Origin of the sequence: Cupriavidus basilensis (assembly GCF_000832305.1) — a bacterium.
GTDB classification, from domain to species: domain Bacteria; phylum Pseudomonadota; class Gammaproteobacteria; order Burkholderiales; family Burkholderiaceae; genus Cupriavidus; species Cupriavidus basilensis_F.
The window spans coordinates 3,464,643-3,477,386 of sequence record NZ_CP010537.1 but is presented as its reverse complement, the minus strand read 5'-3'; the positions used below and the strand labels follow the sequence as shown (position 1 = coordinate 3,477,386).

At 66.8% G+C, this 12,744-nt stretch carries 13 protein-coding genes; 10 read left to right on the top strand and 3 right to left on the bottom strand.

All coding sequences use genetic code 11. The annotated features are described in order from the left end of the window. Positions 1 to 17: 17 nt before the first annotated feature. The 9 genes from RR42_RS35785 (at position 18) to RR42_RS35745 (ending at position 10,176) form a co-directional block, all read left to right on the top strand. Entirely contained in the window at positions 18 to 1,094 is a 1,077-nt protein-coding gene (locus RR42_RS35785; RefSeq protein WP_043357016.1) for a protein-glutamate methylesterase/protein-glutamine glutaminase, read from the top strand. A gap of 88 nt (positions 1,095 to 1,182) precedes the next feature. Further along, positions 1,183 to 1,578 carry a chemotaxis response regulator CheY gene (gene cheY, locus RR42_RS35780; protein ID WP_043357014.1) on the top strand — a complete coding sequence of 132 codons (396 nt, stop codon included), beginning with the start codon at positions 1,183 to 1,185 and terminating at the stop codon, positions 1,576 to 1,578. A gap of 10 nt (positions 1,579 to 1,588) precedes the next feature. Beyond that, positions 1,589 to 2,224 carry a protein phosphatase CheZ gene (gene cheZ / locus RR42_RS35775; protein ID WP_043358525.1) on the top strand — a complete coding sequence of 212 codons (636 nt, stop codon included), beginning with the start codon at positions 1,589 to 1,591 and terminating at the stop codon, positions 2,222 to 2,224. A 263-nt stretch (positions 2,225 to 2,487) separates the two neighbouring features. After that, positions 2,488 to 3,630: a flagellar biosynthesis protein FlhB gene (flhB, locus tag RR42_RS35770; RefSeq protein WP_043357012.1), complete on the top strand. Its 1,143-nt coding sequence runs from the start codon at positions 2,488 to 2,490 to the stop codon at positions 3,628 to 3,630. Continuing rightward, positions 3,627 to 5,714: a flagellar biosynthesis protein FlhA gene (flhA, locus tag RR42_RS35765; protein WP_043357011.1), complete on the top strand. Its 2,088-nt coding sequence runs from the start codon at positions 3,627 to 3,629 to the stop codon at positions 5,712 to 5,714. The genes flhB and flhA overlap by 4 nt, the downstream gene beginning before the upstream one ends. A 13-nt stretch (positions 5,715 to 5,727) precedes the next feature. After that, positions 5,728 to 8,169 carry a flagellar biosynthesis protein FlhF gene (gene flhF, locus RR42_RS35760; protein WP_082055238.1) on the top strand — a complete coding sequence of 814 codons (2,442 nt, stop codon included), beginning with the start codon at positions 5,728 to 5,730 and terminating at the stop codon, positions 8,167 to 8,169. Between the two features lie 3 nt (positions 8,170 to 8,172). Then, the gene (locus tag RR42_RS35755; protein ID WP_173430744.1) at positions 8,173 to 8,991 is read left to right on the top strand and encodes a MinD/ParA family ATP-binding protein; all 819 of its coding nucleotides are present in this window, start codon (positions 8,173 to 8,175) and stop codon (positions 8,989 to 8,991) included. 40 nt (positions 8,992 to 9,031) lie between these two features. Beyond that, on the top strand, positions 9,032 to 9,748 hold the full coding sequence (locus RR42_RS35750; RefSeq protein WP_006162649.1) for an RNA polymerase sigma factor FliA: 717 nt from the start codon (positions 9,032 to 9,034) through the stop codon (positions 9,746 to 9,748). Continuing rightward, entirely contained in the window at positions 9,745 to 10,176 is a 432-nt protein-coding gene (locus RR42_RS35745) for a flagellar protein FlhE (protein ID WP_043357009.1), read from the top strand. The genes RR42_RS35750 and RR42_RS35745 overlap by 4 nt, the downstream gene beginning before the upstream one ends. A gap of 231 nt (positions 10,177 to 10,407) precedes the next feature. Here the strand turns inward: RR42_RS35745 and RR42_RS35740 are convergent, their stop codons facing one another. The 3 genes from RR42_RS35740 to flgA form a co-directional block, all read right to left on the bottom strand. Beyond that, complete coding sequence (locus RR42_RS35740; RefSeq protein WP_043357008.1) at positions 10,408 to 10,866, bottom strand: flagella synthesis protein FlgN; 459 nt, start codon at positions 10,864 to 10,866, stop codon at positions 10,408 to 10,410. Positions 10,867 to 10,920: 54 nt separating this feature from the next. Continuing rightward, positions 10,921 to 11,226: a flagellar biosynthesis anti-sigma factor FlgM gene (gene flgM, locus RR42_RS35735; protein WP_043357007.1), complete on the bottom strand. Its 306-nt coding sequence runs from the start codon at positions 11,224 to 11,226 to the stop codon at positions 10,921 to 10,923. A 165-nt stretch (positions 11,227 to 11,391) separates the two neighbouring features. Then, positions 11,392 to 12,111 (bottom strand): flagellar basal body P-ring formation chaperone FlgA, encoded by a 720-nt coding sequence (gene flgA / locus RR42_RS35730; protein ID WP_043357005.1) that lies wholly within the window; start codon positions 12,109 to 12,111, stop codon positions 11,392 to 11,394. A 222-nt stretch (positions 12,112 to 12,333) separates the two neighbouring features. Between flgA and flgB the strand changes: the two genes are divergently transcribed. Then, entirely contained in the window at positions 12,334 to 12,744 is a 411-nt protein-coding gene (gene flgB / locus RR42_RS35725) for a flagellar basal body rod protein FlgB (protein WP_043357003.1), read from the top strand.

Sequence of the window (12,744 nt, the reverse complement as noted above, 5' to 3'; positions counted from 1 at the left end):
AAGGACTTTATCCAGACATGACTGCCGCCAAGATCAAGGTATTGTGCGTGGACGACTCCGCGCTGATACGCAGCCTGATGACGGAGATCATCAACAGCCAGAGCGATATGGAGGTGGTGGGTACCGCCCCCGATCCGCTGGTGGCGCGCGACCTGATCAAGCGCCTGAATCCGGATGTGCTTACGCTGGACGTGGAAATGCCGCGCATGGACGGGCTGGATTTCCTCGAGCGGCTGATGCGCCTGCGCCCGATGCCGGTGCTGATGGTGTCGTCGCTGACCGAGCGCGGCTCGGAAATCACGATGCGCGCGCTGGAGCTCGGCGCGGTGGATTTCGTCACCAAGCCCAAGCTCGGCATCCGCGACGGCCTGATGGATTACACCGACACCATCGCCGACAAGATCCGTGCCGCGTCGCGTGCGCGCATCCGCAGCAACGCACCCGCCAGCGGGGAAGCGGCCGCGCCGGCTACCCCGATGCTGCGCAGCCCGTTGCTATCCACGGAAAAGCTGATTATCGTTGGTGCGTCCACCGGCGGCACCGAGGCCATCAAGGAATTCCTGATGCCGATGCCGCCCGATTGCCCCGCCGTGCTGATCGTCCAGCATATGCCGGCCGGCTTCACGCGCTCGTTCGCGCAGCGCTTGGACGGCCTGTGCCGGATCACGGTCAAGGAAGCGGAGCACGGCGAGCGCGTGCTGCCCGGCTACGCCTATATTGCCCCGGGCGACTCGCACCTGCTGCTCGCGCGCAGCGGGGCCAACTATGTGGCCCACCTGTCGCAGGAGCCGGCAGTCAACCGCCACCGGCCGTCGGTCGAGGTGCTGTTCGATTCGGCCGCCAAGCACGCAGGCAAGAACGCCATCGGCGTGATGCTGACGGGCATGGGCAAGGACGGGGCGCAAGGTATGCTGCGCATGCGCGAGGCCGGTGCCTATAACCTGGCACAGGATGAGAGCAGTTGCATCGTGTTCGGCATGCCCAAGGAGGCGATAGCCGCCGGTGGGGTGCATGAGGTAGTACCGCTGCACGCGATGAGCCAGCGCGTGATGGCGCGCCTGGCCACCTTCGGGGCGCGCGCGCAGCGAGTTTGACAGGGCACAAGCGCTGGCCCGGCCGCATGCCGGCCGGGCCAGCGCAAGTATTGCAGCAACTTTCCACAACTGTATTGGAGCCGTTAGAGTGGACAAGAACATGAAGATCCTGGTGGTCGATGACTTCCCCACCATGCGTCGCATCATCCGCAACCTGCTTAAGGAACTGGGCTTTGCCAACGTCGAGGAAGCCGAAGACGGCGCCGCGGGCCTGGAGAAGGTCAAGGACGGCAGCTTCCAGTTCGTCATTTCCGACTGGAACATGCCGAACATGGACGGCCTGAGCATGCTGCAGGCGATTCGCGCCGAAGGGCCGCTGGCCAAGCTGCCGGTGCTGATGGTGACGGCCGAGGCCAAGAAGGAGAACATCATCGCCGCGGCACAGGCCGGCGCGAACGGCTATGTGGTCAAGCCATTCACGGCAGCGACGCTCGACGAGAAAATTACCAAGATCTTCGAGAAACTGGCGAAGGAAGGGGCATAAGGTGGGCGACATGTCGACGACTCCGACTCTCAGCAACGAATCTGCCGAGCAGCTGTTCCAGCGCATTGGCGCCCTGACGCGGATGCTGCGCGACAATATGCGCGAATTGGGGCTCGACAAGGAAATCGAGCGTGCCGCGCAGGCCATCCCCGATGCGCGCGACCGGCTCAGCTATATCGCCTCCATGACCGAGCAGGCTGCCGAGCGCACGCTGACCGCGGTGGAACTGGCGCAGCCGATCCAGTCCGGCATGGAGAAACAGGCCGAGGCGCTCGACAAGCGCTGGGAAGCCTGGTTCGAAACGCCGGTGGAGCTGGGAGACGCGCGCGAGCTCGTGCTCGACACCCGCGCCTTCCTGACCGACGTGCCGCAGCAGGCCCGCGCCACCGGCAGCCACCTGCTCGACATCATGATGGCGCAGGACTTCCAGGACCTGACCGGCCAGGTCATCAAGAAGATGATGGACATGATCCACTCCCTGGAGCAGGAACTGCTGCAGGTGCTGATCGACAATGTCCCGGCCGATCGCCGCGTGGAAGCGCCGGCTACGTTGATGAATGGACCGCAGGTCAACCCCGAAGGCAAGGCCGACGTGGTTTCCGACCAGTCGCAGGTCGACGACCTGCTCGCCAGCCTGGGCTTCTGATCTTCTGATCGCCAGGCAAGGAGCGCGGCGCCGCTAGCGGCGCCGCACCGTCCCGCGCACGCCCCTTCCCCGGGGTGCGCCGCCGCAACGCCCCCGGCGCATCGCGCATGCCGCCCCTGCCCCGCGTGCCCGGCCCGCCCCAAGCGGCGCCATCGCGCAAACAGCGCCAGAATCCCAGTCCTATTCCGGCTAATGGCCGCCGGTTTCCGCTCCGATAATCGATCCTGACGAACGGCCGCATGCCGCTTCGTAACGGAGCGGCCATGTCCGAAGAAAGCGATCTCGAGAAAACCGAACCCGCCTCAGCGCGGCGCCTGGAAAAGGCGCGCGAAGAGGGGCAGGTCGTGCGTTCGCGCGAGCTCGCCACGCTGATCATGCTGATGAGCGGCGTAGTGGGCCTGTGGACGCTGGGCGGCACGCTTGCCAGCAAGCTCGATGCCGTATTGCACGCCAGCCTGGCCTTCGAGCCGGCGATTGCCTTTGACACGACACGCATGATGTCGCGCTTTGGCATCGCAGTCTGGGAGGGCCTGCTGGCCTTCCTGCCGCTGCTGCTGTTCTTTGGCGCGGCAGCGCTGGCCGGCCCCATGCTGCTGGGCGGCTGGATGTTTTCCGCGAAGTCTTTCGCCCCGGATTTCTCCCGCCTCTCGCCACTCAAGGGGCTGGGCAGGTTGTTCTCCTCGCAGTCGCTGGTGGAACTGGCGAAGGCCATTGCCAAGGCGCTGCTGGTTGGCAGCGTGGCTGGCTGGGTGCTGTGGCGGCGGTTGCCCGAGGCCATTGCGCTGATGAGCGCGCCGATCCACGAAGCGCTGCTGCACATGCTGGAGATGGTGCTGAGCTGCTCCGCGATGGTGGCGGGTTCGCTGGTGCTGGTGGCCGCGCTCGACGTGCCCTGGCAGTACTGGACCTTCTACAAGAAGCTGCGCATGACCAAGGAAGAGGTCAAGCAGGAGCACAAGGACAGCGAAGGCGACCCGCACATCAAGGGGCGCATCCGCCAGCAGCAGCGTGCCATGGCCAAGCGCCGCATGATGTCCGAGGTGCCGAAGGCGGATGTGGTGGTCACCAACCCGACCCACTTTGCCGTGGCGCTGCGCTACGAAGAAGGCCGCATGAGCGCGCCGCGCGTGGTCGCCAAGGGCAGTGACGCGATTGCCGCGCGCATCCGCGAGATTGCCGTCGAGAACGGTGTGCCGTTGCTGAGCGCGCCGCCGCTGGCGCGCGCACTGCATCGTCACGTAGAGCTGGGCAGGGAAATCCCTGCCGGCCTGTATACCTCCGTGGCCGAAGTCCTGGCCTGGGTCTATCAACTGAAACACTGGCACCACAGCAGCGGCCCGCATCCGGCGGCACCCTCCGATCTGCTGGTGCCTGACGAGTTAGCCGTACCGGAAAGCCAAGCATGAACGCATTGACCTCGCTGTTCAAACTGCCGGGGGGCCAGACAGGCGGGCAGATGAAGGCCCTGGCCGGCCCGCTGCTGATCATCATGATCCTCGGCATGATGATCCTGCCGCTGCCACCCTTTATCCTGGATCTGCTGTTCACGTTCAACATCGCCCTGTCGATCATGGTGCTGCTGGTGGGCATGTACACCCAGAAGGCGCTGGACTTCGCCGCCTTCCCGGCGGTGCTGCTGTTCACCACGCTGCTGCGCCTGTCGCTCAACGTGGCCTCGACCCGGGTCGTGCTGATGGAAGGGCACACCGGGCCGGACGCCGCGGGCAAGGTGATCGAGGCCTTCGGCCACTTCCTGGTCGGCGGCAACTTTGCCGTGGGCATCGTGGTGTTCGCGATCCTGGTGGTGATCAACTTCATGGTCATCACCAAGGGCGCGGGGCGTATCGCCGAAGTTGGCGCGCGCTTCATGCTCGATGCCATGCCCGGCAAGCAGATGGCGATCGATGCCGACCTCAATGCAGGCCTGATCAATGAAGAAGGCGCCAAGAAGCGCCGCGCCGAGGTCTCGCAGGAATCGGACTTCTACGGCGCGATGGACGGCGCCAGCAAGTTCGTGCGCGGCGATGCCGTGGCGGGCCTGATGATCATGTTCATCAACGTCGGCGCCGGCATGGTGGTGGGCATGGTGCAGCATGACCTGGACTTCGCCACCGCGGTGCGCAACTACACGCTGTTGACCATCGGCGATGGCCTGGTCGCGCAGATCCCGGCGCTGGTGATTTCCACCGCCGCGGGTGTGATCGTTTCGCGGGTCTCCAACGAGCAGGACGTGGGCCAGCAGCTGACCGGCCAGCTGTTCTCCAATCCGCGCGTGCTCTACCTGACCGGCGCCATCATTGGCATGATGGGCATCATCCCGGGCATGCCGCACGTCGCCTTCCTGGCCTTTGCCGGCGCACTGGTGTGGTTCGGCCGCTATGTGGCACGCCGCGACGTGGCGCAGGCGCAGGAAAAGAAGCGCGAGGAACGCGCCCCCGCGGTGGCGCCGGAATCGACCGAAGCCAGCTGGGACGATGTCACCCTGGTCGATCCGCTCGGCATGGAGGTGGGCTATCGCCTGATCCCGCTGGTGGACCGCGCGCAGAACGGCGAGCTCCTCGGGCGCATCAAGAGCATCCGCAAGAAGGTGGCGCAGGAGATCGGCTTCCTGGTGCCGGTAGTGCATATCCGCGACAACCTGGAACTCAAGCCCAATGCTTACCGCATCACGCTCAAGGGCGTGGAGATCGGCCGCGGCGAAGCCGCGCCCGGGCAGTGGATGGCGATCAACCCCGGCCAGGTGTCCGGCGCGCTGCCGGGCACGCCCAGCCAGGACCCGGCCTTCGGCCTGCCCGCGGTGTGGATCGAGAGCGGCCTCAAGGAGCAGGCGCAGACCTACGGCTACACCGTGGTGGACGCAAGCACGGTAGTGGCGACTCACCTCAACCACCTGATCCACATGCACGCGGCTGAACTGCTTGGCCGCCAGGAAGTGCAGGCGCTGCTCGACCGCATCGCCAAGGAATCTCCCAAGCTCACCGAAGACCTGGTTCCCAAGGTCATCACGCTTACCGCGCTGCAAAGGATCCTGCAGAACCTGCTGGACGAAAGTGTGCCGATCCGCGACATGCGCACCGTGCTGGACGTGGTGGCCGAGCACGCGCCGAAGGTCAGCGATCCCAACGAGCTCACCTCGCTGGTGCGCGTGGCGCTGGGCCGTGCCATTACCCAGCAGTGGTTCCCCAACGGCGCCGACCTCCAGGTCATCGGCCTGGACGCCGGATTGGAGCGCGTGCTGTCGCAAGCGCTCACTAACGGCGGCGGCATCGAGCCGGGCCTGGCCGATGCGCTGCTGCAGCAGACGCAAGGCGCGGTGACCAGGCAAGAACATCTGGGGCTGGATCCGGTGCTGCTGGTGCCGCATCCGCTGCGCCCGTTGCTGGCGCGCTTCCTGCGCCGGACCATGCCGCAACTCAAGGTGCTCTCGCATGCCGAGGTGCCGGACAACCGAAATATCAGGATCACCGCCATGATCGGTGGCACAGCGTGAGGGGTTTCGCAAAATGAGCGTAGCTAAATTCGTGGCGGCCAATGGCCGCGAGGCTTTGCGCCAGGTGCGCGAGGCGATGGGACCGGACGCGGTGGTGCTGTCCAACCGCACCGTTGAAGGTGGCGTGGAGATTGTCGCGATGCGCGACACCGACCTCGGCGCCATTTCCAGCAACGCGCCGGTTTTCACGCCGCCGCCGGCTGCCGCGGTCGCTGTCGACGGCGCCCTTGGCGACCTGCGCGGCGAACTGCAGACCATGCGCGCCATGATGGAGCGCCAGTTCTCCGGCGTGGGCACGCACAGCCTGCCGTCGATCGGCGCAGACCCGTTGCGCGATTCGCTGTTTACCTGGTTAGTGACCGCTGGCTTCTCCGGGCAGCTCGCCCGTTCGCTGCTGGGTCACTTGCCGCTGGGCCATGACCGGCCTGCCGCCATGGCCTGGATCCGCCAGGAGCTCGCCCGCAAGGTGCCGGTGCTGAACGACGAAGATGCGCTCTTTGCCCAGGGTGGCGTGCTGGCGCTGGTCGGTCCCACCGGCGTGGGCAAGACCACCACCACCGCCAAGCTGGCCGCGCGCTTCGTGCTCAAGCACGGCCCGGAACGCCTGGCGCTGCTGACCACCGACACGTTCCGGATTGGCGCACACGAGCAATTGCGCATCTATGGCGACATCCTTGGCGTGCCCGTGCACGCGGTCAAGGATGCGGCCGACCTGCGCTTTGCGCTGGCGGCACTGACCGAGAAGCACCTGGTGATCATCGACACGGTGGGCATGAGCCAGCGCGACCGCAACCTGTCCGAGCAGATTGCCATGCTGGCCGGCGTGCAGGCGCCGGTGCAGCGCATCCTGCTGCTCAACGGCGCCAGCCACGGCGACACGCTCAACGAAGTCGTCCACGCCTACCGCCACGATGCCACGCCCGACGGCGGCATCGACGGCTGCATCGTCAGCAAGCTGGACGAGGCCACGCACCTGGGCTCCGTGCTCGACGTGGTGATCCGCCACCGCTTGCCGGTGTATTACGCCTCGACCGGCCAGCGCGTGCCCGAGCACCTTGAGCTTGCCAACGGCGCGGCCCTTGTCGAGCGTGCCTTCCAGACGCCGCGCCGCGGCTCGGTGTTTGCCGACGCGGAAGCCGCGCGTCGCGCCATGCCGGCGCAGGACGATAGCGAAGCCACGCGCGCGGCGAGCCCCGGCGGAGCCGACGGCATGCTGCGCTCGCTGACCGACAGTGCCAACGCGGTGGGCGATTGCGTGGAGCAACTGAGCGCTGGCAGCTATGGCTTTGAGCTGGTCCGCTCGCTGTGGCAGCAACGCAATGAGAGCGCACCCTCGCCGCGCCTGATGGCGCAGCAAGTGCGCGAAGCCGCCTGCCGCGACCTCACCCGCCATTGCGACCGCTTCGTGCTGTCGCTGAGCGCCACGGTGGCCACACCGGTGGCGGGACGGCGCGCACCGCGCCCCTGGCAACACACGCTGTTCCTGGCGGACCGCGACGGCCTGCCGCTGGCCGCCGCCGCCGCGCCCGCCGGCCGTACCGGCCCGGCACTGCAAGGCGGCCAGGGCGGATGGGAGGCCGATGCCGCCACGCTGTGCGCCGCCATCGCCGCCGCCCGCACCGTGGTCAACGTACTTGACGCCATGCCTGCCGCCCCCGTGCTGGCACGCTGGCAGCAAACCGGTGAGCGCTGGCTGGCCACCGCGCGCAAGACCACTCGGGTGGCCAGCGGCGGGGCTGCCCTCAAGCTCGATGCGCTGGCCGAGACGCTGACCTTCCACGCCGTGCAAGACATGGACTATCGCGGCCGCGATGCTGTGCAGTGGATCGCGCAAAGCCCGGTCCGCGTGCTCGAAGGCCAGGCACGCGGCACCCGCTCCATCGCCGAGGGTGGCACCGAGGCAGGCTTGCTGGTGTCGCGCGTCGTCGACCGTGAAAACGGCCAGACGCTCGCTGTGCATTACCTGCTGTGCGACCCGGCGCTGTCGGCCGAGGGCGCGCAACTGGCCCGCTGGGCTCGCTGGGCCGAGGCCGGCGAAGCGCAATTGCGCACGCTGCGCCATGCGCTGGACCACCTGGGCCAAGGCGACGGCGGCAACGAACCCGCGCAGGCCGAAGCGCAGGCCTGCGCCCGCTTGCTCGCGTTGCAGATGGGCGTGGCCGCGCTGCGCCTCGAGCAGGCCTGCGACGACTCGGTCGGCGCATTCCTGGCGCGACTGACTGGCCGCGCGCCGACTCGCCAGCCTTGCGGCGGCGCTGTGCTGGTCGAAGGCATTGGCCGTCTGCTGGCCCTGCTCGACGTGCTGGAAAACTATCCGGCCCGTGGCGCCCGCGCCACGCAGCCCATTGTGCAGGAAGCCTCGCCGCAGACGTTCCAACTGGGCGGCGCCGGCGGCGTGCTCGAGGCGCGCATGAGCGGCAGCCGCGTGTTCGAGACGCTGGCGCAAGGAGAATAAGCCGTGAATTCACTCGCATCCGACCAGGCGGAAAGCCTGCGGCGCATGCTGGCGCCCCGCGCCACACGCCGCATTGCCGTGGTCGCAAGCGATGCCGGTGCCGGCGCCACCACGGTGGCACTGGGGCTGGCCAACGCCCTTGCCCTGCAAGGCGAACGCGTACTGCTCGTCGATGAGGACCGTTTCGGCGCCCGCGCCACCCGGCTTGCCGGCGCCATGCCGGAAGGCACCCTGGCCGCGGTGCTGGGTGGTGCGGTGACGCTCGATGCCGCGCTCGGCAAGCGTCCCGCGGGCACCATCGCCGTGCTGCCGGGCAGCCCCCAGGCCAATGGCGACCTGCAGTTGCTCAAGTCGTTTCGCACCGTGCTTAGCGACGCCCGCAGCGATGCGGATGGCGGCTTGTCGCAAATGGCTGGCGCGGCGCACAACCTCATCGTGGTGCTGCGCGCGGAGCCGGCCTCGATCAAAGCCGCATACGCCTGCATCAAGCAGCTCAATCACCTTTACGCTTGCCGGCGTTTCCACCTGGTGATCAATGCCGCCGCCGGGGACGCCGCCGCCAGTGCGGTGCTGGGCAACCTGGCCCGTACCGCCAGCCAGTACCTTGGCGTTGAGGCCAGCCCCGCGGGCAGCCTGCCGCACGATCCGCTGGTTGAGCGCAGTACCGCATTGGGCCGTTGCGTGGTCGAGGCCTTTCCGGCAGCGCCCGCCACCGCCGCATTACGCCGAATTGCCACGGGCATTGCCAGCTGGCCAATGTCCGCCGATCCCCGTTCAACCCTGTCGGTGCCGATGGCGCCGACGGCCACGGCCCTGGCTTAAGCGCCGGGACCTGCAAGCTAGGACTCACGAGAATTCCACCATGTATACGATTCAGGGAAAGCTCGAGCAGACTGATACCGTGACGGCGCATGCGTCGCTGGTGCGTCGCATCGCCTTGCAACTGGCAGCCAAGCTGCCTGCCAGCGTGCAACTCGATGATCTGATCCAGGCCGGCATGATCGGCCTGCTTGACGCCGCCAAGCGCTACGAAGACACCCACGGTGCGCGTTTCGAGACCTACGCCAGCCAGCGCATCCGCGGCGCCATGCTCGACGAGGTGCGCGCCAACGACTGGCAGTCGCGCAGCCTGCGCCAGTTCACGCGGCGGATCGAGCGCACCGTGCGCGGCCTGGAGCAAACGCTAGGCCGTGCGCCGCTCGATTCCGAAGTGGCGCAGGAGCTGGAGCTGCCGCTCGACGAATACCAGACGCTGCTCAACGAGGTTTATGGCTGCCAGTTGCTGCACTATGAAGACTTCGAGCGCTCCGGCGAAGAAGACTTCCTGGACCGGCACCTGAGCGTGAGCGATGACGGCAATCCCCTCACGGTGCTGATGGAAAGCGGCATGCGCGAAGCGCTGATCCGTGCCATCGAGCGCCTGCCCGAGCGGGAGAAGCTGGTACTGTCGCTGTGCTATGACCAGGAGCTGAACCTGCGGGAAATCGGCGCGGTGCTGGAAGTCACCGAGTCGCGCGTGTGCCAGATCCGTAGCCAGGCGATTACACGGCTGCGTTCGCAGTTGCGCGGGTTGCTGTGAGCGGCTGGCCCAAACGCTTCGCCGCGGCGGCGCTGGCCGTGGGGTGCTGGCCGGCACTGGCAGCGCCTGGTGGGCAGACGCTGCATAGCTGGTCGGCCTCGGTGAACGGGCCCGCGCTGTACGGCAAAGGCTTGCGCACCATTTCCGTCCCGATTTCACCGACCGGCTACTTGCCGCAGGCGCAGGGCGCGATCACGACGGTGCGGTGGCGCTATCGCTTCTCGCGTACGCCGCCGAATGAACTGCAGGCTTACCTATGCAATGCGCAACGATGTGTATTGCTCTCGGGGGCTGAAGGACTGACCGAGGCGTTTAGCGGGGATGACGCCGCCAAGGGCTTTGTGTTTGCTTTTCAGGTGCCGGGGAAGGGGCCGCTCACGCCGGTTTTGATCGGGCAGGCCAATGAGGTTACGGTTGGGTTTCGGTGAGGGGGGGCCGTAGTCGCTTCGCAGCTGCGGCTTAACTTCAACGTCAAGAGACCGCTTCGCATCGCGCTGGGGTGTTCACCGCCTGGTGGCCGGTCGCGCGGCTACACCGAATCGTCTTCTGTTCCCGCTGGTTTGCTCCCCTCTCCCACTTGTGGGAGAGGGGCCGGGGGAGAGGGCGGGCACTCGCAAGAACGAGACGCCACAATCTACCCGGCTCAACTGCTGCTTAATTCAACCCGTTGCCAGACTGACCCCTTGCGGCCCGGTCTGCGCGCGCCCGTCGCGCCCATACAGCGTCGTGTTGTCACCCCGTTGCCGCAATGCCAGGATCGCTTCCTCGGTGAATTCGAGATGCGCATCCACAACCGCGGCATTCAGCGCATTGGCGTCGCTTGCAGTGCGTGCCGCAAACACCAGCGTCCGCCATGCGGCTTCCACCGACGGATCGATCTGGCGCCCGAACAGCTGGCCGCCCGCGCCGGTGCGAATCCCCAGGGCGCCCATCTGCGCCTCGCGCGCGCGCGTCAGGGCGCCCAGCAATCCGGCCAGTTCCACCTTGCGTTCCAGCAGCCCGGCAAGGGCCTGGTAATCGCCGGCCTTAATCAGGCTTCTTTCTTCGCCTAGTACGGTGGCGAACGCTTGCGCGAGCTCGGTTTCGCGGCGCAGGTTCTGGATCAGGGACTGGCTCATGGCTTGCCTATCTTAGGGTGGGGTTGGCGATGCGGCCCGTAGCAAGCCGCGGTGTCAGGCGCCGCCGTTGAGTTCGCGCAGGGACGCGAGCAGCCCGTCGGCGATCTTGCTTGGGTCGATCTTGATGCGGCCTTCGGAGATGGCCTGACGGATCTCTTCGACCTTGGCGGTGTCGATATCGTCGTCATGGTCTTCCACCATGCGCGCGCCGATCTCGCGCACCTGGGCCGACAGGGGGCTGCTGACGCGCACGCTGGACGTTTCCGGGGCGGCCGTCGATCCGGGGGCGCCGGCCACGCTGCGCACGGCGCCGTCGATGGCGTCGCTCGGCCTTGACGAGGTGGTCTGATTGATCTTCACGATGATTCCTTGCTGGGTACCTTTGGCTTATCGGAGGCTTCGGGCGAAACTTTAGGGCGAATTGCGGCACCATGGCGCCGCATTTCCGGCCCCGGAGCGCGCGATATTGTCTCATGCGCAGGCCTATGAGACGCGTACGCAACTCCAGGCTTCGCCACCGATTCCCTATTGCTGAAGCACCACCGTGTCGCCGTTGCGCACCAGCGCATTGACCACCTGACCGTTCTTGAGCCGCACCTGGACGTTGTTGCCCACCGCAGCCTCGGCCATGACCTTGCCTTCGCTGCTGAGCTGGAACGAATCGCCTTCCACCAGCACCGTCACGTTCTGGCCTTGGCGTACGGCAATGGCTTTCTTCAGCAGATCCATCCGCATTGGCGAGCCCATGGCAATGCGGTTGGCCGCTACCGCGCCGCTCACCTGTGCGGGATCCGTCACCACCGCACGCGGCAGCGACGCCAGGTCGCCCTGGCGGACTTCCATATCGGCTGCATCAATGGCCTCGCCGGGCATCAGGTTGCGCCTGGCCACATAGTAGTCGGCCACCACCGACACGCGCGCTTGCACGTAGCGGGTCCAGGGGCGCTCGCCAGCGCAGCGCACGCCGACCGAGACCCGGCCCCACGGGGACGCGCCCGGCGGCAGGAACGGCTCGGGCAGCGGGCAATCCGGCGCGCGCCCGCCCGAAGGCGGTACTACCTGGATGCTGGCCTTGCCGGGCAGGCCGGCCGTCTGGCGTTCAAGAAATTGTTCGACCGCGGCGCGCACGGGGTCTTCGGGATACGGCGAGGGCTGCGCCGCGCCGGCGCTGCCGGGCAGCGTGCCGCCGGCGGCCAGCACGCAGAGCAGGGCGCGCGCCGCGGCGGCCCGGAAACGAGGGGTCATGTGTACATCCAGGCAAGGAAACGACGCGGGCCGCACCGCGAAGGCGGGTGCCGCGTGCGTGTCAACGGGTCCTATTGTAGGCAGCCCCGCGTTCTTGCTCGAGTCGAAATGCGCGGTTTTCTTTGCCCTATTCGCGCGATTGGCATGGCGGGGCCGCCCCTAAGATGGCACACCTGAAGAAGGTCGACCTTCGTTGCTCTCCCCCTCCAGCGAGACACAGACATGATTGACAGACTCGATGCGGCATTGCGCTTCCAACAAGAGGCGCTGAGCTTGCGGACCCAGCGGCAATCGGTGATTGCCTCCAACATCGCTCACGCCGATACACCCGGCTACAAGGCGCGCGACTTCGATTTCTCCAGCACGCTGGCGCAAAGCGTCGAACGCACAAAGCAAGCCGAAGGCGTGTCGCTGTCCACCACCTCGGTGCGCCACTTGCCGGGCGTGACGTCTGCGTTCGCCGAGAAGATGCAACTCGACTACCGCATCCCGATGCAGTCGAGCATCGATGGCAATACCGTCGAGATGGACACCGAGCGCGTCGCCTTTGCCGACAATGCGGTGCACTTCGAATCCGGGCTGACCGTGATGAGCGCTAAGATCAAGACCATGCTGTCGGCTATCCAGCAGTGA